The sequence below is a fragment of the Rickettsia endosymbiont of Villa modesta genome (genome assembly GCF_964026485.1).
Taxonomy (GTDB): domain Bacteria; phylum Pseudomonadota; class Alphaproteobacteria; order Rickettsiales; family Rickettsiaceae; genus Rickettsia; species Rickettsia asembonensis.
The window spans coordinates 1,131,322-1,153,903 of the sequence record NZ_OZ032157.1 but is presented as its reverse complement, the minus strand read 5'-3'; the positions used below and the strand labels follow the sequence as shown (position 1 = coordinate 1,153,903).

Genomic DNA, 22,582 nt, shown 5'->3' with positions numbered 1-22,582 from the left:
AAATTAGAATTTTTTACTGGATTGCTTCGTCAAAATTTTCAATTTTTTCTCGCAATGACGTTAAAAACTATCTCATACGAGGCAAGTAACTAGTCATGAAATTATTTCCTCGTAGTATACTTATAACATTAGTATTAAGCTTTGCCCTAAATTTAGGGCTAGTTACTAAAACCCATGCCAAGGATACTCTTGATAGCATTGTAGATATTTTGAGTGGCTTAACTTGCGAAACCCAAGGCGTAGGCGATCTGCTGCGTACTGAATTTTCTCATACATGTATTGTTGCTCCGTTCTTTACTTTTGCGGTAATGAATCTTGTCTCTCCCGTTTTATATATGAATACGTTTTTAAAGCTTAAAATAAACGACAGTGATTTATTTAACGATAGTAATTTTGGAAATTTCCCCGGAGGTCAATGTACTCGTGAAAATAGAATTGATCCTAAAAATCCAGAATTACGCTTTGCTTTATGTAATAATGCTAAATTAATTGTATCTCGGGCAAAATCTGTTGCTGAATCGGCACTTGCTATTGCTAAAGCTGTCTTAACAGGGGGCGACCCTTGGGATGATATAAAGAAAGCGTGGGAAAATAAAAAAAAGGAATATCATATTCCATATAGTGGTAAGCCCGGTGATGACGGTTTTGCATTTGATGTAGGCTTCCCTGTAATATATTGGAAAGTTATTCAATATAAAGATAGAATATGTGTTTCAACAAAGGGGTTTACAGGAGACGTCCCCGTCGGCTGTAAATATATGAAAGAGCCGTTTCCGAAATCCATGTATAATAGTTTTATGGATGTAGCAGATAAGGATTTTATTCAGGATCCTAAGGAAACGCCTACCGATCCTTTAGCTTTAGTTTCCTGTAGTGCAGCAGGCGGCGGATGTTATCAAAAAGCTTATAATGCTTCAAAAACTGCAGTAGTCATGACTTCTCCTCTTATAGAATGTATGAGGCAAATGATTGCTAGATTACTAATTAGTAAAGATGTTTGTAGTTTTGATAATGTAGAACAAGTGGTTAATTTGGCTTCAAGGCAAGATAGTGCATTATTTCAGTTCCAAGTAGGAATGTATAAAATAGTTACGGCTTTTCTAACTTTATATGTTATGTTTTTTGGCTTTAAACTATTACTTGCAGGTGAAGTACCGCCAAAAAGTGAGTATATAAATTTTATATTGAAAATGATATTCGTAACTTATTTTTCAATAGGAATTAATATAACCCCTGGTAATGACTCTCCGTATGACCGACTAGACGGTATGATTCAGTGGGCGTTTCCTTTCTTACTTGACGGTATAAACGGTTTAGCAAGTTGGGTTATGAATGCTGCTCCGTCCGGTTTATGTAAATTTAACAATCTTTCTTATGACGGTACCGTTTCTTATATTGCATTATGGGATGCGTTAGATTGTAGGGTAGCTCATTATTTGGGGCTTGATATATTATCTACGTTACTTGTCGAAAATGCTTATCGAAGCCATGATTTTTTAAATTTTGATTTCTTTAGTTTTAGTGCTCCACCATATATTTATTTGCTAATTCCGGCGATAATCTCCGGTAATATGATGTTGGTGTCACTCGCTCTTTCTTATCCGTTACTTGTGATTTCGGTTGCTGCCTTTATGGTTAATGCAACGATTATGTGTATGATATCTATAGTAATACTCAGTATTTTAGCTCCTCTTTTTGTACCGATGTTTTTATTCACATATACACGAAATTATTTTGACAGCTGGGTTAAGCTGATGATTTCGTTCTTGCTACAGCCTATGGTGGTAGTTATTTTTATGATTACGATGTTTTCGGTATATGATTATGGTTTCTACGGTAAATGTCAATATAAGAGCAAGTTAATTCACAATAGTATAGAAAATCTTGCACAGAGCGGCGGTACTTCAAGTCGGGATGTTTTGATATTTTATATTAATAATGATTGGGATGATATATCACAATATCCTGATAAAGATGCCGTAGAAAGCTGTCAAAATAGTTTAGGTTATATGTTAAATAACCCGATTACCACGGCATTTAATTTTGCAAAAGATAGTGTAAGTGAAATCGTCGATAGTAAACCGGGAGATACCCCTACTGATAAATTTCTTGCTAAATTCCAGTTTTTATCGGGAGTAGTTTTGGGACCCGGAATGTTTTTCATGTCTCCAAAAGTGCTTTTTGAGAAAATTAAAAATATTTTACTTGCGTTAGTTACGGCATGTTTTACATTGTATTTGATGTATAATTTTAGTAGTCAGCTAGCTGAATTTGCTGCAGATATGACGGAAGGAGTAGCTCTTAATAGTGTTGCTATAAAACCGCAAGCAATATTTAAGGCAGGTATGGCAGCCCTTGCTGCTGCGGGTGCGGCAACTAAGGGAGTAGATCAGATAGCAAGTAGAGGAGGAGTTGGTGATTTAAAAGCTGGTCAAGGTGGAGGAGTAAGTGATAATATTGCTATGAGCGGAGGTACGTCGGCACCTACGGTAACAACACCGACAGCTTCGTCTTCTGTAGCAACTTCTAGCCCAAAAACAGTAAGTAGTGAAGCAAGATCAGATGTTGTTACTCCTCCTCCTGCTCCTCCAGAAGCTGTTTCACCACCGCCTGCTAGTATTAGAACTTCTATTTCTACACCTGCACCGCAAAGTAATATTGAAACTGAAAGTATTGGAAAAATCATAAGAGATAATAATCAAGAAAGTAAAAAAGAGATTGATAATACTCCGCCTCCACAGGAAAAAGTTGATAATGCAGCTCCACAAGAAAAAGTTGACAGCACAAGTAAAGGTACAGGAGTAATTGATTATAGTTTTAACTTAAAGGAACATGAAAATCCGGCAGGAGTAAAGCAAATACGGGAAAATGCAGAGATTCGGGATAAACGTGCAGAAGTAGAGAAAGCATGGAACGAATTAGTAGCAAGCGGCAGAGGAAGAATAAGAGATCAGCAAGGTGAAGAAACATCGGAGCGACGCACGAATGCGGAAAAGAAATGGAATGAATTAGTCGATAGCGGTGTAGTAACTGAGATAAGAGAAAGAGATAATAGTGTAACTAATAAATTTGATAAATTAGCTGATGAACTTAATAAGTCAGAAAAAGCAAAGGTAGAAGAAAATAAAAATATAGGAAACGACAGAAAAGAAGATAATACTACTACGTCACCGCAAGAAAAAGTTGACAGTACAAGTAGGGGTTCAGGAGTAATTGATTATAGTTTTAACTTAAAGGAACATGAAAACCCGACAGGAGTGAAGCAGATACGGGAAAATGCAGAGATTCGGGATAAACGTGTAAAAGTAGAAACAGCATGGAATGAACTAGTAGCAAGCGGAGGAGGAAGAGTAAAAGAACAAGAAGGAGGAGAAGTATCAGAACGACGTGCAAATGCTGAAAAGACATGGGATGAGTTAGTAAAAAGCGGCGTAGTAACAGAAAAAAAAGATAATAGTTCTAATGAAAACTCTTAAAACCTTAAAGATATTTATTATAGTTTGTATAGCGTCTGTAAGCTTAGCTAGCTTTGCCGGCTTTGGAGAATCATGTTCTAGTTTACCGACTACTTCAGATGGGTATCTAGAAACGGACACGGCATATGGCTATATAATTCGTAATATTGATATGAAAGATCCGAGAGGTAATTGTAACTCAGCTGCATCTAGTATAACGTTTTGTTTTAAAAATATAGAAGGTAGTAGTAGCCCTTGCACCATATATCATTTAAATGAAGGGGACTCTAAGAAAATTAGTGATTTAAGTACTGATAATAATCCTGATCTTGGAGCAAATCCTGTATTAAAGAATATCGTTTTAACGGTTAAAAAATGGGATAATGATCTATGTTTAGTTATGCCTACGTCAAGAGGACCGATGCCGGTAGCATGTAAATCTTTAAGTGCTACTCCGCCGCCTACTCCGCCTGATGATAAAAATTGTAATATAGGAAAAAGTTGCTATACGGGAGCAAATTATAGTCAATCGTTAATTAATTTTTCCGGTCTTGCAGTTCAGTGTTTGAGCGAAACGCTTAATAAAATATTTTTTGCCGGAAATGGTTGTAGCTCTCAAGATCAAAATTCTAGAATAACTAATCTTGCTGCTTTTTCTACGTTTCAAGGTTATTTAAAGAGAATTATAGGTGCGGCATTAATTCTTTATACTATGTTTTTTGCCTTTAATATGGCTCTAAATAAAGAATATGCAAGTACTGAAAAAATAGCTCTTTTTGTAATAAAGTTCTTATTTGTTGCTTATTTTTCTATCGGTCTTGGACCTTTAGATTTTAGCGGCGGTCAGCCGACAAAAGAAAACGGTATGTTAAAATATGGATTACCTCTTTTGACGGGGGCAGCACCGGACTTTGCACAGATGATCTTTAATGCAGCAGGTTCTAGAGGATTATGTCAATTTGATAATTCAAAGTATAAGGATGGTTATAAATTTTACGGTTTATGGGACGCAATTGATTGCCGTATAGGTTATTATCTTGGCTTGGATTTACTTTATAATATAGATAAGAATGGAGTTTTAGGGAATTCAGTCGGCAATGGTCCCAGTGGTAATAATACACCTATACCTAATTTTGATCCTGACGGCAAAAAAGACAGACCGAAAGATTTAAGTAAAGCAGGAGCACTTAGATTTTTTACCGTTATGTTTGGATTCTTTATGGCCGGAAACGTTATTATACTTGCAGCAGGTCTAGTATTTTCTGTAATATTTTTATCTATACTTTTATATTTTATTACGCATTATTTAGTTTGCATGATTACTATTTACGTTATGACATATATTTCTCCTATATTCATTCCTATGGCTCTATTTACTCGTACAAAAGCTTATTTTGATGGGTGGTTAAAAGTATGTATTTCATGTGCATTGCAGCCGGCAGTAGTAGCAGGTTTTATAGCTTTATTAATAACTATGTATGATTCTGCAATATTTAAAAATTGCGAATTTCTTAGATATGATTATGAAAAAGGGGATATTAGATTTAGTACTTTTGAGTTAAGGCTTCCTGTCAGCGGGGCAGATGAATGTCAGAAAAGCTTTGGATATAAAATGTTAGAATATTATGCAGGTGAAGGTTGGGAAGAGCATTTATTGACACTTTTCCCAATAAAATCAATTGTTAGAGATGTTGTATCTATTTTAGCGGAACTTTTGTGCGTATTAGTATTTTCGGTTATTTTTTATTACTTCTCTAAATCTATAGGGCGATTTGCTTCTGATTTAACTAATGGTCCTAATATGGATGCAGTAACGGCAAGTCCAACTAAAATCGTTGATTTAGTAAAGAAAGGAGCAGTTTTCCTTAAGGATGCGGCCATGGCTTCACAAGGTAAGCCGCCGGTAGGAGATAAGCCGGATGTTGGAGGTAAACGCCAAGAAGGACAGAAAGGAGATGATGCACTTGGTACAGAAGGAGGTAGTAGTGCTAAAGACGCCTTATTGACGGGTGGAGGTAAATAATAGAATATGCAGAGTAACTTATTAAAAGTTTTAGGAGTACTCGCTATAGTAGCAACGTTAGTTTGCTTTATTTTTGCAGCACTTGGTATGATAGGAGCAGTAAAAGTCGGTGACGGCTGCTACATGAGATATGCTCCGGATGGTAAAGGAGGTTCAGATTCAATAACCGGTACTATAACCCTTAATGCTAATGCTAATTATGTAAACACTTCTAAGATGTTGCCCGACGGCACGACTCAGCTTATTCCTGATCCTAATCGTTACGGTGAATGGTTAAATACTCAGGTGCTAGTAGAGAACAATCAACCGGTGAATTTACAAGTGGTCGGTCAGGTTAGTTTGTGTTTAGCTTATGTACCAAAGGATAATGTACAATTTACTGAAAGTACAAGGCCTGGTAAATCTAATTTAGACGATAAAGGTAACATGATTCCGATTCCTCGTATTACCGATGCAGATAATCCGCCTCTCTCTCTAATAATGGATGCAAAAAATAATGAATGGCGTAATATTGCCGAATTATACACTAATGATAGAGTTTTAGTTTCCGTATCTCCTAATTTTGCTAATACGGATGCAACAGTTGAAGATGCTTTTAAAGATGATAAGGTTACGAAAGATTGTTCCCAAGGCAAAACTTCTTACGATCCGATTTGTGGAAAATATTCTATTTATTCCGGTAAATATGTTAATGCTTGCGAGTTAAAAGAGAAGTATTGGAATTGTAAAGTCACATGGAGGTGTCCTAGCTGGTCTGAGCAAGCAGGTTGCGACTGGGGAGGATTGGGCTGTAATACTAAGTGTGATAAGATACCAGAATGTAAAGAGAAATGTTCGGCTTGGGTTAATATAACTGGTCCAGCACCAGAAAACTACCTAGATGATGGGAGTTTTACATTTTCGTGGTCTGACGACATAGGTAAATTATTTATCGACTATTCAGCTCTTCAATGTTCTAATAATGCTAATATTCCTCCAAATGGTCGATGTCCTGATAGTGTTAGCGATCGCAACCCAAAAGATAAAGATTATATTGGAGGTGTAAATTGTCCTTCAGGAATATGTAAGGACGGAGATTTTCAAAAGAATCGAAGATTTTGGTATACGGCGGACGGTAAAGGAGGCAAAGGACCAACCGGACTAATATATCAAATGAATGATGCGGGTTCTGTAAGTCAAGCTCTGCCTTCTAAGCTAGAATTTGCTGAATTTGTTGCAGAGACAGAACAACCGCCTGACTATAAAGATAAAGACGGTAAATATTTATATAAAGTTATATATAATAGACCTTTTAACAGTAATATTGAAAAAAGCTATTTACAATATAGGCTTTGGTATCCCGCTTCACAAGATGCTAGTAAGAATACGGGAGGATACGTTTTAAATATTAAACAGACTAAATGCTATAGAGAGAACGGTAATAGTTTTAACGATACTTTTGATGATCGGGGGCGAGTGCAATACATAATAGTAAAGCCTGCGGAAAACCCGAATACTAGCGGTAAAACCTATTCACCTCAAGGAATTAACGTTAATAGCGACGGTAAATATAACTTTAGCACGAATGAGGCGGGTTATATATGGATGAAAATTCTAAATGATCCTAATAATAATTTAAGGGACTATAAAGATAGTGAAGGTAGCTATAAAGTACATTTCTCAACATCCTTAAAAGTAGGAAGTTTTACTATTAAAGTAATGAATCCGTTACTTCAGTTATTTAAAACTAAAGTACAAGGGGCTGCTACTTCTATTTTTAAAAATATGGTATGTTATAAAGCTAATGATAGCTCGTCCTGTACTAACTTTTTTACCTATATTAAAGCAATTTTAATTCTGTATGTGATGACTTACGGAGCAATGTTCTTGCTTGGTTTTGCTAAGATAAACCAAAAAGAGCTAGTAATTAGAATAGCAAAAATCGGCATAGTTAGCGGACTTATGAACGGTAATACTTTTGAATTTTTCAATAACTATCTTTTTGATGCAATTACCAATTTTTCAGACGCAATTATTGCTAATATGAGTGGATATAGTTTGTTTACTTCTACTAATACTATTTCTAATCCGTTCATGTTTTTAGATGCAGTAATGAGTAAAATATTTTTTAGTCAAACCTTTATCGCTCAATTACTTTCACTTCTTTCTCTGGGGCTTAGCGGTATTATATATTTTATAATTACTTTTATTGCGGTTGGTATAGTAATTATTACGGCACTTAGAGCTGTTGCCGTTTATATTATGGCATTTATGGCAACTTGTATATTAATCGGTATAGCCCCTTTATTTATTAGTTTCTTATTATTTGATTTTACTAGGTATTTATTTGATAATTGGGTGAGGTTTACGATCCGCTATATGATAGAACCGGTAGTTATGATGGCAGGTATTATAGTGCTAACCCAGCTATTTACCATTTATCTAGATTTTGTTTTAGGTTATAGCGTTTGTTGGAAATGTGCTTTACCGATAAAAATTCCGTTTATCGGTACTATTTTACCTATTGCATTGCTGAATGTACCTATCTTCTGTATTAATTGGTTTGCCCCTTGGGGAATGGATTATATGTCGGGTATGATGGGAGTAAATATGCAAAATATCGTAGCTCTAGTTATTATTGCTTATGGTATGTATGGTTATGTCGAATTTTCAGGGCGTATGGTAGCAAAATTAACTAGTGCTGTTGGACCTTCGGCTACTGAAATTGGTGGTAGAATGTCTCATGATGAAGGACAAAAAGCATTAAGTCCAATAGGAATGGATGATAAAACAAGACAAGGTATTACCGGCAGAGCAGAAGCACGATTAAAACAACGCAATAAGACATTAGACCAGGCTGAGAAAAATAGGAAAAATACGCCAAAAGAAGGGGGCGAGAAGACAAATGAAGAACCGCCGCAGCCTGAAGCACGAGGATAGGGGGTGAATCGAAAATCGTCATTGCAAGTGGGTATTAGTGTTGTTGCATTGCTAGTTTTATATCATTCCCGCTTCCGTGGGGATGACATCGAGTGCATTTTTCGAGCCATGCAACAATGTCTTTGGTTGCTGGGTTGTTGCATGGATACCCGAATCGTCATTGCGAGGAGCGAAGCGACGTGGCAATCCAGAAAAATAATTAAAAAAATTCTGTAAATCAGAATTTTTTACTGGATTGCTTCGTCGAATTACTGTGTAATTCTTCTCGCAATGACGGAAAACCGAGTCATGCGACAATGTCTTTGGTCGCTCGCAATGACAAAAAATAAAAACCACGGTATGACATGTTGGATAACAATTTAAAATTATGAAAATTCTTAAGAGTTTAATTTTATTAGTTTTGTTTATGGCGATGCCAGCTAAAGCTGATGATGCTTTTTCATGGATGTCAACCAGTTTTAGTGGGTTAAAAAGCTTATTCGGTTGTTTAGAAGTGCCTGAATTTACAAGTTTTAAAGAGGGTAATATAGGAATTAGTTTATCTACAGCCGGAACTTGGCAATCAACAGGTAATACTGTTGAGAAAGGTAAATTGTTAAAAATAAACTGGTCTACTTCAGGTATTACTCCTGAACCTAGAAAATATCTAGTATTATATAGAATTGATCCAAGATTTAGTACGCCGCAAGTTTTCATTAAAACTTATAATTATTCTAAATTACAATTTGAAGCTTTAGGATTTCCTCGTTTTGTTACGGACAATAACAGTGCAACACCTGGGGCTATACCGCCTGATAAAGACCTTGATGCACTTTCATTTACTAAAATGTCTGATTCTGTTAAATATTTTAACTATTCTAACGGTAATTCGAGAATTGAAGTTAAGGCCGGCGATGTAGTAAATATTAGTTTAGTTGGTAAAGATAATTTTTTTAGTCCTAATACTCTAGATAATATTTTAACGCAGGAACTTGATAGTTCAATATTTGCTGCTTCTGCACTTTATACTCACAGTAACCTTGGAACTTTTGATAATAGAATAATTTACTCATCTGCAAAGGAGGTATGTGATCTTATAGACGCTTCAAGAGATCCTGATAAACCAAGCGGGTGTAGCGGTACTGGCTCAGCTACAAAATATAAAAGTATAAATAGTAACGAAGCATTAGTCGGCAAACCTATGATGACGGGAGCGGTACAGAATTTCATGGGCTTAATTAATTCTTGTCCTGCTAATGCCGGTATAAATACTAGCCCTTCTTGCTATTACGATCAAGGTAGAGGGATGATAATTAAAGTAGGCGGGCAGGTTATTAAGGAACGAGATCAGAGTTTTGTAAATTCAGGCAGCACTCAAAGTAGCTTTATATATTATCAAGCCACTAGCGGCGGTACTATGGATTTTACTAGCGATTGGCAAGTTAATAACATGTTTAGTAATTCAGTTTTAATGAGTGATTGGAGCCGAAATTTTTCAAATTATGCTAATTTTGTAGATTATATAAATAAGAATGATTGGTCAGCTAATTTTTTATATTTCGGTCGTTATTCGATGATTGTTGAAATAGGTAATGGGGCAAATTCAATTAGTCCAGGTGATCAGCAAAATATAAGTTTAGAATATTTAATAACATCTGATGGTACGTTACCTGATCCATCTGTTCGTGGTACGCCGGTAGATTATAACTTTGCGGCTGATGCACCGCAAGATGGATATTTATGGTTAAGGGTGGTAAACCCTAATAGTAATATACAAGGGGTGGTTAGTGTAAATTATGCTAATTATACCGGTACAACTTGGTTTTCTGATATAATATATAACGGTGCTATTAAACCTATTACCGATCAGTTTAGAACTTTTAGTCAGAACTTTTATATTAAGTTAGTTAAAAATTCTGCAGTGCAGAATATAGCTAAAGCTGCATTAACCCTTTATGTTACTATATTTGGGCTAATGTTCGTTGCGGGAGCATTAAAATTAACTGCCGTAGAAGTAATAACACGTATATGCAAAATAGCTATAGTGGCTTTTTTAATTAGAGAAGAAAGTTGGAGCTTCTTTAATACATACTTCTTTAGTGCATTTACTGACGGTATTGATTTCTTTGTAACTAACGTAGTAGGTACTACAAGCTCTAGAGCTAATATTTTTGGTTTTATTGATCCTATATTTGATAAATATACTAACGGTAGGATTTGGGGATTACTATTTATTGAATTATTACAAATACATAATGGTTTAGCATTTATCGCTATTATAACCATTTATTCACTTATTACTTATTTTAGAGCTATTTTAGAAGTTATAATAGGCTATGTTATTGCATTCATAGGGCTAACTGTTATGATTTCATTAGCACCGTTTTTCATAATATTAATGTTATTTGAAAAAACTAAAAGTTTATTTGATAATTGGATATCGACATTGCTTAGCTATGTAGTGCAGCCGACAATATTATTGATTTTCTTTTTATTGATAGATCAGGTTTTATCTGAGCAGCTTTTAAAAGTAGTAGTTAGAGCCTGTTGGGATACTCTGATACCAATAAAAATAGGGCTTGATTTAACACATCTTGGTATTCCGATTAATTTCTCTTTTACATTACCGTTCTTACCAGGAATACCTTTCTATGTACCGGATGTACCGGAAATTAGTAGCTCGAATATTCTAACGAATAACGCTAATACTTTCTTAGTATTGTTTACTACGGCTTTATTATTTTATTCATATTGCTTAATGTCATATGGTTTAGTAACTTTTGTAAATATAGTAGTCGGAATGCTTACAAATGTTACACCGGCACGAATATCAGGAAATTATCAAGAACGTTCTGATCCTGTGGGAGCCGTTATGCAGGATATAGGTTCGGTAACAAAACCGATTAAAAAGGCTGCAATGGCTCCGGCTAGAGTTTTCAAAGACAAGATAATTGATCAAAATTATAAAGCTAGAAAACCGGAAGGAGGTGGTGAATTTACAAATAAATTCCTTGCCGAGCGTAATGATGTACCGAAGAAAGAGGAAGAGAGAAAGTAACAAAATTATTTTAGTGTCATCCTAGCTAACTTGATTGGAGTTGTGCCGGTTGTCGATGTCATTCCCGCGAAAGCGGGAATCCATAGTCAAGAAAACACAAAATAATATTAAAAATTATAAACACAAATGGTTTTATTTTTTCTGGATTCCCGCTTTTGCGGGAATGACATAAACAAGAAATAACACATAAAAAATAAATGAACAAAAATATTTTTATTACATTATTAATATCGCTATTGCTGCTTTCCGGTTGTACCGGCGATACTTGTATTGACCCTGATGATTTCGGTTTTATCAAATTCAATGTCTCTTCTAGATATAGTCCGGAAGAAATTACTTCAAGACAGGAAGGTGATCAGGTAGCACCATGGCGTGATAGTGCTTATAAAGTAAATGGTTATCCTTTAACCGTTATGGTAAGACCGTGGAGTTATATACTTGGTGATAAAAATACTTCAGGTCAGTTATCTGCATGGTGTCCGTGGTATGGTCAGAAAAATAACACAACTACTTTGGCTGCTTTTTGCGTTAAGCTACAACCGTGTACTTTTTGGGATAATGCTAGACTTGATATGTGTACTCCTAATCCCGCAAATCAAAATGACGCAATGATTAGTAATCCTCCATGTATAATGACAGACGGTGTCGGGCTTTATTTTCTTATTGCCGCTAAAAATACCGATCCCAATATTTCACCGGATTCACAGCGTAAACCGCAAGGTATAACTCAGCATTTAGGAGAGCTTACTTCGAGTGTAGGCTATGAATTTTATAGTATTAGTAGTACAGGACAATTCTTGAAAGCCGGCGGTATAAATTATCAATATAAAGGTGAGGATAAGTCAAAATATGCTCAATCTCCTATTTATTTTAAGATTATGGATAAATTTTATGATGATAATAGCGGGCAATATAGATTAGTAATCAAGTCCGGAGTTACTGATACTAGACCCGATCCGCTACAATTTTTAACGGATTTAATAAAAGGAGTATTATTTGGTAAGGATGGGATTATAAAGAAAACTTATCAACAAATAATTGATACGCCGGGTTATAGGATGAGTGTCTCGGCTATTTTAACTCTATATATAATGTTTACGGGCTTTTCCTTTTTAATAGGTAATATAAACCTTACTCATGTCGAACTTATAGTTAGAATATTAAAAGTTAGTATAGTCTCAATATTATTAAGTACGGATAAAGCTTGGACATTTTTTCATGAGTATTTATTCGTATTTTTTATTGACGGGGTTCAGCAAATACTGCAAATAATTAATGAAGCTGCGGCTACCGGTCCCGGTTCTCAAAGTTTGCTGGGGTTACTTATTTCTCCTCAAACTTTATCTAAATTATTTTCTTTACTATTTGTTGATTGGCTTGGTTTTATATATATCATTCTATATTTAATAGCCCTATATTTTATTTTCTTTCTTATATTTAAAGCTACTATTATCTATCTAACCGCTCTTATAACTATCGGTATGATTATAATTATGGGACCGATATTTATTTGTTTCATGTTGTTTAATATAACTCGTTCGTTATTTGAGAATTGGTTAAGACAATTAATATCATATGCATTACAGCCTATAATTTTATTTGCCGGTATCGCTTTTATTTCAATGATCATCAGAACCGAAATATATTCAACTCTTGGTTTTGGGGTATGTAAACATGATTTTCCTAATTTAGGTCCGATAAATGAAATATTCGGTAGTTTTCTTGAGGATATAGATCCAAGCCTTGGTAATTCAATATTTTATTGGTGGTTCCCTGTACCAATGAAAGGAGGTATAAATAATTTCCACAAAGCAAAGATATTAGTTCCCGAAGATCATATAATAGTAGATGATTCTTGTAAGAATGATCCTGATAAATGTAAGCATTGTGCTGCGTATGAGTGTATAGATGAACGCTATATTGAATTACCGTTTTTAGATTTAGTTAAAGATGCAAAAAGGATTAGTAATTTTATAAACAGGAAATTTGTCCAACTTGATGGGATATTACTAATTTTTGTGTCTATTTATTTGCTAAGTAAATTTAACGATACTGCTATATCGACGGCACAATTTATTGCCGGTACCTCAGGTAATTTAACAGACATACAAAAAGTTAATCAGCAATCTTATGAATCTGCAGCGAAGCAAATGAATAGACCGTTAAGTTATGTAGCTAAGACGGTAAGTGCACCTGTAACTACCCGTGTAAGTGCGAAGTTAGAAGAAACTAGTATGTTCTTTGCTAAAGGATTTGAAGGTATAATGATGGGAAGGCTTGAAAAGCAAGCTCTTGGTTCTTCAGCAAACAAAGCCGTACAAAATGAGGTTAAGAGAAAATACGGCATAGATTCTAAGGATGTAAAAATGAACGCTATTACTGATTATGAAAACGGTATTTCAGGATTGTTAAAGAATTTACCTAAAGGGAATGAATTAAAAGCAAAAGAACTATCGCAAATGAAATTTACTCAGCTTCGAGATACAATTGCTGCAAATAAATATGGAGTGAAAGATTACGCTGCTTTAAGTAAAGAACAAAAAACAGAGCTTGATAAGTCCTTAAAAGATGCTAACTTACGTGAACTCGCTAGCGATGCGAGTTTTACTAAAGATTATCAAGATGCTTATAAATATGCTCACCAAGAAATGTCAGGGCGAGGTGTCGGTCTGTTCGGTAAGAATATAAAACCGCTTAGAAGTTGGCAAGAGATGGAGCATCGTGTTGATACAAAACGTAAATTAAAAGAAGAAAGGCGTGTAGGTATAGGTGAAAAAATATATGCAGGTTATACAGGAATAAAAAGAGGAGCTTTAACTGCAATAGTCGGTAAAGATTTACGTGATGCTTATGAGGGTAATCTAACCAGTGCCGAATGGCATGATTTTGAATATAACGATCCAAGGCTTAGAACTTATAGCGAAAAATTAAAAGATGATGAAAAAGCACGGGAACGTGAAGAACTCCAAATGCATATTAATAAGGAAACGTTAGCTGCTCAGGCAGATATATTATCACCGGAATATCTAGCAAGGCTAGAAAAAGCAGGTAGACAGAGTGATGTAGAATATTATCAAGAATTAGCTCAAAGAAAGCTGATTCATGAGGTGCGTGGTAGGTTATTCGAGGAAGGTGAACCGGTAATGATGGGCGACAGATTTATGCGTGAGAAAGCTACTGATTCTCAGATGCGAGATATGATAGATAACGCCTATAGAAAACATGCAGAATTTATAGAGGAAGATCGATATACTCGTCGCCAAGAACATTATGATATTATGCACGAGAAAGCTAAAGGAAATTTAGAACAAACTTATAAAGAGCTTAAAGATCATTTCAAAAGAGATGATATCAACATTGAGGAAATGCCGGCATTAATAGCACAAAAGATCAAAGATACTGAGCAGGGACCTGAAGTAGACGCAAAGATTACGGAAGAGCTTAATAACTTTAATGCTGATGTTAAAAATTATGAATATAGTACTGAAGTATTAAATAAAATAGAGGACAGAAAGCAAGCTATTACCGATGAAGTCAATGCTCAGATCGATCAGATTAATAAATATAGGGAAAATGCCAAAATGGAAAAATATGTGAGACCAATAGTAAATGAAGGCAGAAAACTAAGAAAATTAGAAGATCATTTAAGAAATATGAAGTAGAAGAGTTAGTACTGCCTAAAAAGAATTGCTTGGGGTTATCCTAGTGCTTCAATGTCATTCCCGCGGAGGCGGGAATCTACCGTCTTAAGAGTTAAGAGTAAAAAGCGTTAAATTTGATAAATTGCGTTATGTTTTAGCATAGAATTTAAACAAATAATAATTTTACGCATGACGGCAACCAAAGCTACTTTAGCTTTTTTGCCTGAAGCAATTAAACGTTCATATAATTGTATAATGGACTGAAAAAATTAGACAAAAAAAGAGTTAGATTATCTTGGTAATAAGTTAGAATAAAGAAATAACTTATAGGAGATAAAATGACTAAGAAACAGATACGGAATTTCAGTGCTGAAGAGAAGACAAAGATAGTGTTAGAATTATTAAAAGAAGAAGTAACAATATCACAGTTATCGTCTAAATATGAGGTGAGTAGCAATAGTATATCACATTGGAAGAAACAATTTTTATCAAATGCATCAATAGCATTTGAACCAGCTAAGGTAGTGAGTGAATATCAAGAACAAATTAAAGAACTTAAGGAGCAAAATGATGCGTTGGCAAAGGCTTTAGGAAAAACTACAATTGAAAGAGATTGGGCTGTGGGAAAGCTCAGAAGCTTGGATTTATCAAATAGAAAGAGTCTTGTCATATCCAAGCTAGAACAGTTACCAAAGACAAGACAATGTGAATTATTAGGGGTTAACCGTTCTTCAACATATTATAAAGAACAATCACTTAGTAGCTATAATTTAAATATGTTAAATAGAATAGATGAGATATATACAGATAATCCAGAATTTGGTTATCGTTATATGTATCAGCAATTATTAGAAGATGGTTTTAAGATAGGTCAAGACCGAGTGCTAAAATATATGAGATTAATTGGTATTGAAGCGATATACCCTCATAAAAAGAAACTGGCTACTATAAAAGATAGTGAGCATAAAATATACAGCTACCTACTTGATAAATACTGGATCACAACTGATAAAACTAAGAAAGTAGTTGTTTCTACTGCTAATCAGGTCTGGAGCGGAGATATTACATATATTCGCACTAACGGAGGCTTTATGTATCTAGCAGCCATTATAGATTGGCATAGCAAAGCCATATTAAGCTATAAACTGTCGAATAGCATGGACGGGACATTAGTAACTGATATATTGAAGGAAGCATTAAATAAGTATCAAGCTCCACAGATATTTAATAGTGATCAAGGTAGTCAATATACCAGTAATGATCATATACAGATTCTTAAAGATTATAATATTCAGATATCAATGAATGGTAAAGGCAGAAGTATTGACAATATTGTTATTGAGCGTTTCTTTAGGACGCTGAAATATAATTGTATATTTATTAATGATTATCAAAATATAGGAGAGCTTAAAGAGGGTATCAATGATTATATCAGTAAATATAATTATCAGAGATTTCATTCAAGTATTGGGTATAAAAAACCCATGAATGTCTATCTCGATAGTATACAATATCATACACAAATGGCAGCTTAATTTTGAACAAAATTACCAAGTAAATTGCTCAAAATCTTGGCTTGATTTTTCAGTCCATTATAATTTACCAATGAAGAAATTTTATTTTTATATTTTTCAATATTTTCAAAAAATATTCGTATAGAATCAGTAAATGTCTCAAAATTCGCATAAAATTTATTGTTACTTACAACAGAATGCATCAATTTCCACAGTCGTTCAATTGGATTCAAATTAGGACTATATGCTGGCAAAAATAGTAACTCTATTTTACTGTATTGTAGATATTCTTTTACCTTTTTTGACCTATGATATCCAGCATTATCGCATATCAAATAAATCTTACTTTTATCTTGATTATTTGCTTCTAATTTCTTTAAAAATTCAATAATATAATCACCATTAACCTTAGGATTGTCAGTTGTTACTACCTCTAAATCCTTAAGATTAATAGCACCAATAATATGTTTACGCTTCCAACCACTGAAACTTGGTAATGTTTTAACTACATTCTTTCTAATCCAACCAAATCTTGCTCGAGTTTGGTATTGAGGATGAACACTATCCATAAAATAAATAGACTCATCTTTAGCTAAATTATTTTTTAGCAAACTATATTGCAGCTTAAATTCCTCTTGCTTAGCTAAATCTATTTTTCCAGGAATTAACTTAGGTTTCTGATAACTAAAACCAAGTCTGTGTAATAGCTTGATTACCCCAGCTAATGTATAGATTACTCCATATTGACGTTCTATGAACAAACCTATATACTTCTTTAACTTGAAAAGTTGGAAAATGAATATTTAGATGAGCGAATAATCAATGTTCTTATGGATAATTAATATCTAATACTACCAATTTTTCAGGTAAAAGAAGTATATATACAAAATTAGTAAAAATCAGTGGAGATTTTGTTATTATCTATGCGTTATCCATTATAATATTAGCTAGCCGTTAAAACGGTTAAGCGTTTCAAATTAAAACATATAGCATTCATAAATTCCGAGAATTGATTTTTGGCAATACCAATATATCTGACACGTTTATTATCTTGTGAGAATACTCTTTCAAAAGGTGCTCTAATTTTTGTATAATATCTATCAAGGTCAAAATTTTTATCTTTCATGTTATTTTTCTTTACAGCACAAAGATGCACTTCTTGCCTAGTTGCTGTATCTTTGGTAGACTTTGTACAATATGCTTTATCTACATATGCAGCACCGGAGCGTGGCATAACGTGTTTAAAACCTTTGCTATCAGTAACATTTGCAGAGGTAACTGCAACCTTATTAATAATCCCTGATTGGATATCAACGCTAACATGTTTTTTATAACCATACCAAAACTTATTACCTCCTTTACAACCAATTTTAGCTTGTTTATCATTCGCAACTTTGGGCAAAGTCTCATTATTTAGCTTGTCATATTTTTGCTTCCTCAACTCATCACGTTCTGTCCAAAGACTAGCTTTTGAGATCAAATGAGAGGCATCTACAAAGGTAAATACCTCGCTCATATAACCTTGCTTTCGTAGTTGTTCTCTAAAGTTTGCAAATATTTTTGATAGTAAGTTAGTACCTATTTTCTTACGTATTTTACTAAACACACTATAATCTGGAGTCGTCTCTGTAAGAGCAAAATCACAAAACCATTTGCCGGCATTACTATCAGCCAAATAACGTTCTAATTCTCGATCAGATAAGTCTTCCATAAATTGTAGAAGTAAACATTTAAATAACCTCAATGCTCCATAGCCTTTATAATTAGCTTCAGTTTCTATCGCTAATAACTCTCTTGCAACTGCTTTGAAATTAAATTAACTTTTAAATTTACGATATTGATGTTCCGGGCTAACTAATTCATCTAAACTGACCATTGTTATTTGATGCTCTGACATTTTTTACTTTCTTATTTTTTTATCACATTATAACCTTTTACTCTTCATAGCTCAACACTCCCTTTATACTTTTCTTGACTGCATAAATTATTACCCTCTGCATTTAAGTTTTCTGCTTTTTTCTCGGCTATATTTTTATTTCTTTGTAAATATTCATTTATTGTTTTTAAGCCTTTAGGCCCTATTTTGTTATCATAAAGATAAAGAGTTGTAAGAGTAGAGTTAGTTTTAAGAGAGTCAGCAATTAATTTAGCACCTTCATCCCCTATTTCGTTAGCTTTGAGATAAAGAGTTGTACTACCATTTCTTAAACTATCGGCTTCCTCATTTAATCCTCTTTTTTCTAGAAATTCTATTAATCTCTCATGCGGCGTTTTTGTTGCTGCTACTTCTTGCTGTTGTTCTTCTTGCTTTTTCCCTGCATCTGCTTTATTAGCTAAATTATCTTTTTTATTTGTCAGTAAATCACATGTATTTTTAAAACCCTTTTTTGTAGCTAAGCTTAAAGCCGTATCGTGGTATTATACAACAATGACAAGTATGAGAGATATTACTAAGATAAAGCTGTAACTATTTAGTTATAGGTAAACTATTTTCTGCTTGATTTTCTTCAATTTCATTAATTTTAGAAACTAAATCTGATTTCTTTTTTGAGGAAAGGTTAGCAAGTACTATTGCGTTTATTAAAAATAATATTGTTAGTATTATAGTGCTTTTAGTAAGAAAATTACCGACTGTTTTAGCACTGACTACTCCCATATTATTACCGCCGCTTATACTACTAATTCCATCCGATCTACGCTGCATCAGAATAACTATAATTAGCAATATTGCAATAGTAATATGTACAAAAAGAAGAATGTCTATCATATAATAAAATAATCATTACCGTATTTTAAATGTAAATTATACATTAGTTTTATATTATTTGCAACTTAGCTTTATAAAATAAACATAATACTATAATAGTATCTGACAGAAACTAGACTAAAATCAGCATATGAATTTTTCAAGAAAGGTTAAAAATTCACAAAGCTTAGGATGTATAGTGGTGCTACTAGGGGGAATTGAACCCCCGACCTCTTCATTACCAATGAAGTGCTCTACCCCTGAGCTATAGTAGCAAGACTATATGAAAGACAATTAAATTATTTATATTTTTAAATATTTTAAACCGAAAACTAATAAGATTTTTGCGGTAATAACTGTGCCTATTTCAAAAAAATTTGATAATTTGTAGCTAAAAAGAGTAAAAATAGATTAATTGTCTTTCATATAGTCTTGAATTTTATTTCAAACTCTTTTTGCCACATATTTGCTATTAAATCAAGAAGAATTTTAGAAATTCGTTTACCATATTACTAAAAAGCTCTTATTCTAGCTTTTCATTCTCTCCACTTATATGTACCTCATCAGAAGATGCTACTGTAGCTTCATTAGCATGCATCCCAAATTCTTTATGTAAATAATCACTTAAAATCTTTAGTGTTTTTTCTTTGGTTTGGCATGCTAATATCATTTTATTATCTTGTACTAACTGGGCTATCTCTTTTGCAGAAGCAGGTCTCATTTCTAAAGAGCCGCTTTCTTCTTGCCGTAATCGGTCGGTCGTTACAGTCGTAGTAACTCTATGACACGTACCGAATAAGTCTATATCTATCCTTGAAATTGCCTCGTTACTAGTTATTTTTTCAACAGTTTTGGAGTGATTTATGCTATCCTGTGAGATACAAGCAAAAACTAATCCTTTTTTAGTTATTTTGTGTTCGTAAGCACTGCCATAGTAAGAACTCTTAGGTGTTAAGACTACAATTTTATCATTAAATTCAACTAGGTTTGCAGGTTTTGTAATTTTTTTCATATTTCATCTAAACTTCTATTTTTGTAAAAATATAAGGCGATCAATGCAAAAATACAGCTTAATATGACGTAATAAACTGCCGAGGTTACATGCCCTGTTTTTTGTACTAAATATTCAAAGACAAGAGGCGTAGTACCTCCGAAAATACTTGTAGCAGTGTTATATGAAATAGACAAAGCGGTGTTATGTATATTTGTAGGATAAAACTCTGCTTGTAATGCCGGTTCAGGACCGATATAGCTAGCGGCAAGTATAGCTAGTATAAATTGTGAGATAATTACGCTTGTAAAGTCACCGTTCTCAAAATTATTAAGTAAAAACGGTGTTGTTATAATAATTATTATCAGGTTAATTACAAAAATTTTCCTGCGACCTATAATATCGGATAAATAACCGCTTAATAAAGTTACAGCTATCATAATCACGTAACATACGTTAGTGAGGCTATTTACTTCATTTTCAGTAAAGTGACGGCTGATTTTTAAAAACGATACCAAGTAAATTGTAGTTAAATAGAATATTATCGAACCGGGAGCATTGATAAAAATCGAGATTAATATATCAAACCAATGATTGGTAATGACTTTTTTTAACGGTGATTGTAAAATCTTTTTCTGCTCTCTTAGATTTTTAAAATTCGGTGTTTCGTGTGTATTTTTTTTAATATAAAATGCTGCAAAAAGAATAAAAAATCCAAGTAAAAAAGGTATTCTCCAGCCAAAACTATCAAATTGTGAAGCTGTTAGGATATTCTTAACGATATAAGAAACAAAAGAACCAAGCAATAAACCGGAGCATATACTAGACATTGAAATACTACCGGTAAAGCCTCGGTGTTTATGGCTAGTATGTTCAATAACAAAAGAAATAGAACCGGTCAAAGCTCCTCCCATTGATAATCCTTGCAGAATTCGTACACAAATCATTAATATAGTCCCAGTTATACCTATAGTATGGTAAGTTGGTAATATTCCTATTAATACGGTCGGGGCAGACATGCAAAATAACGCACTAGTTAAGGCTACTTTGCGTCCAAATCTATCACCAATAACACCAAAAAATATGCCGCCCAACGGTCTTGCCAAATAACCTATAGCAAATACTAAAAAAGCTTGCCGTAAAGAAGTATTAGCATCATAATTCGGAAAAAATTTTGCTCCTATTATGGGTGCAAAATAACCGAATAATACATAATCATACCATTCAAAAGTGTTAGCGATACCGCTTGAAAATACTAGTTTACTGCGATTCATGTTTTCTACTCATAGCTTTTTTTTCGGAGTATATTATAAATAAGGTAGCAGGAATTACTATGACTGCTCCATGAAGTGTGCTTTTATCGGGAAACTCATTAAATATGAAATATGCCGCTATTGCCGAAATCACCAGCTCTAAATATCTATAAGGAGCGGTAGCGGTTGCATCTACCATGGAAAAAGCTTTAAGTAGAAAGAATAATATTAAGCTTCCACTACTACCGAGTACAAACAATAAAGTTAATTCAAAACCGCTAGGGGTTAGCCAATATTGCGATGCAACAGGCAATGATACTACAGCAGTTACTATTGCCGAATAAAATAGCATACTGATCATCGATTCTTTTATTACGAATTTTTTATTAATAATGTCAAGCATAGCAAATGAAATAGCCGCTAATACAAAATACAAAATTTCGGGGTTAAAATCCTCGGCATGAGGTTTAAGCGTAACAACAAGCCCTATAAATCCTACTACGGTAACTACCCATCTTTGCCAAATAATATCTTCGTTAAGAAAAAATACGGCAAGTATTAAAGTAAATAAAGGGATAGAAAAACTTACAACGGTTGCGGTAGTAACGGGAGCTATGGTAAGACCGTAAGTCCAAGAAGTCATACCGAAAAATAATAATAATCCTCTTAATATATGTACAAAAGGACGACTTGTTTTTAAGGTATTTTTACCGTAATAAAAAACAAAAGGTAGTAAAACTATGCTACTGAAAAAGAAGCGGAAAAAAGCTACTTCAAAGCTATGTAAACGAGTCCCAAGATATTTAGACATTACATCATTGGCACTACTACTTACTAAACTAAGTAAAAACCAACCTATACCGGTTAAATATGTTTTTAATGCATCATTCATTAATATGCTCCAATAATTTCTATAATTTTACTTAAATGTCTTGACTTTTAGTATAAAAGAATTCTATCTTTTATGAAAATGGTATAAATATATAAACAAAAATTTTATATA

Annotated in this window: 13 protein-coding genes, 1 tRNA gene and 1 pseudogene; 6 read left to right on the top strand and 9 right to left on the bottom strand. The window is 33.7% G+C overall.

The window, feature by feature from the left end; genetic code table 11:
* Positions 1-95 precede the first annotated feature (95 nt).
* From AC5584_RS06585 to AC5584_RS06565, 5 genes are all read left to right on the top strand, one after another.
* The gene (locus AC5584_RS06585) at positions 96-3,476 is read left to right on the top strand and encodes a TrbL/VirB6 family protein (RefSeq protein ID WP_499216247.1); all 3,381 of its coding nucleotides are present in this window, start codon (positions 96-98) and stop codon (positions 3,474-3,476) included.
* The gene (locus AC5584_RS06580) at positions 3,463-5,478 is read left to right on the top strand and encodes a TrbL/VirB6 family protein (protein ID WP_499216246.1); all 2,016 of its coding nucleotides are present in this window, start codon (positions 3,463-3,465) and stop codon (positions 5,476-5,478) included. Before AC5584_RS06585 ends, AC5584_RS06580 begins: the two co-directional genes overlap by 14 nt.
* Before the next feature lie 6 nt (positions 5,479-5,484).
* A complete protein-coding gene (locus AC5584_RS06575) occupies positions 5,485-8,397 on the top strand; it encodes a TrbL/VirB6 family protein (RefSeq protein WP_499216245.1) in 2,913 nt (970 codons plus the stop codon).
* Positions 8,398-8,764: 367 nt separating this feature from the next.
* A complete protein-coding gene (locus AC5584_RS06570) occupies positions 8,765-11,434 on the top strand; it encodes a TrbL/VirB6 family protein (RefSeq protein WP_499216244.1) in 2,670 nt (889 codons plus the stop codon).
* A 197-nt stretch (positions 11,435-11,631) separates the two neighbouring features.
* Complete coding sequence (locus AC5584_RS06565) at positions 11,632-15,096, top strand: TrbL/VirB6 family protein (protein WP_499216243.1); 3,465 nt, start codon at positions 11,632-11,634, stop codon at positions 15,094-15,096.
* 107 nt (positions 15,097-15,203) lie between these two features.
* Here the strand turns inward: AC5584_RS06565 and AC5584_RS06560 are convergent.
* A pseudogene (locus AC5584_RS06560) lies at positions 15,204-15,323 on the bottom strand (IS110 family transposase); the annotation flags it as partial.
* Positions 15,324-15,413: 90 nt separating this feature from the next.
* On the opposite strand from AC5584_RS06560, the gene AC5584_RS06555 reads away from it, so the two are divergent.
* The gene (locus AC5584_RS06555) at positions 15,414-16,610 is read left to right on the top strand and encodes an IS3 family transposase (protein WP_499216242.1); all 1,197 of its coding nucleotides are present in this window, start codon (positions 15,414-15,416) and stop codon (positions 16,608-16,610) included.
* Here the strand turns inward: AC5584_RS06555 and AC5584_RS06550 are convergent.
* The 8 genes from AC5584_RS06550 to AC5584_RS06515 all read right to left on the bottom strand — a co-directional run bounded on the left by AC5584_RS06550 (position 16,607) and on the right by AC5584_RS06515 (position 22,471).
* Positions 16,607-17,350, bottom strand: coding sequence for an IS630 family transposase (locus AC5584_RS06550; RefSeq protein ID WP_499216241.1), 744 nt, complete (start codon positions 17,348-17,350; stop codon positions 16,607-16,609). The two genes, AC5584_RS06555 and AC5584_RS06550, sit on opposite strands and share 4 nt — an antisense overlap.
* 182 nt (positions 17,351-17,532) lie before the next feature.
* Positions 17,533-18,369 carry a transposase gene (locus tag AC5584_RS06545; RefSeq protein WP_499216920.1) on the bottom strand — a complete coding sequence of 279 codons (837 nt, stop codon included), beginning with the start codon at positions 18,367-18,369 and terminating at the stop codon, positions 17,533-17,535.
* Between the two features lie 161 nt (positions 18,370-18,530).
* Positions 18,531-18,731: a hypothetical protein gene (locus AC5584_RS06540; protein ID WP_499217025.1), complete on the bottom strand. Its 201-nt coding sequence runs from the start codon at positions 18,729-18,731 to the stop codon at positions 18,531-18,533.
* A gap of 325 nt (positions 18,732-19,056) precedes the next feature.
* On the bottom strand, positions 19,057-19,356 hold the full coding sequence (gene secG, locus AC5584_RS06535) for a preprotein translocase subunit SecG (protein WP_499216240.1): 300 nt from the start codon (positions 19,354-19,356) through the stop codon (positions 19,057-19,059).
* A gap of 179 nt (positions 19,357-19,535) precedes the next feature.
* Positions 19,536-19,610: transfer RNA gene (locus tag AC5584_RS06530), tRNA-Thr, on the bottom strand.
* A 248-nt stretch (positions 19,611-19,858) separates the two neighbouring features.
* Positions 19,859-20,056, bottom strand: coding sequence for a hypothetical protein (locus AC5584_RS06525; protein WP_499217024.1), 198 nt, complete (start codon positions 20,054-20,056; stop codon positions 19,859-19,861).
* Between the two features lie 287 nt (positions 20,057-20,343).
* Positions 20,344-21,600 (bottom strand): MFS transporter, encoded by a 1,257-nt coding sequence (locus tag AC5584_RS06520; RefSeq protein WP_499216239.1) that lies wholly within the window; start codon positions 21,598-21,600, stop codon positions 20,344-20,346.
* Positions 21,587-22,471 (bottom strand): DMT family transporter, encoded by an 885-nt coding sequence (locus AC5584_RS06515; RefSeq protein WP_499216238.1) that lies wholly within the window; start codon positions 22,469-22,471, stop codon positions 21,587-21,589. Before AC5584_RS06515 ends, AC5584_RS06520 begins: the two co-directional genes overlap by 14 nt.
* Positions 22,472-22,582: the final 111 nt, after the last annotated feature.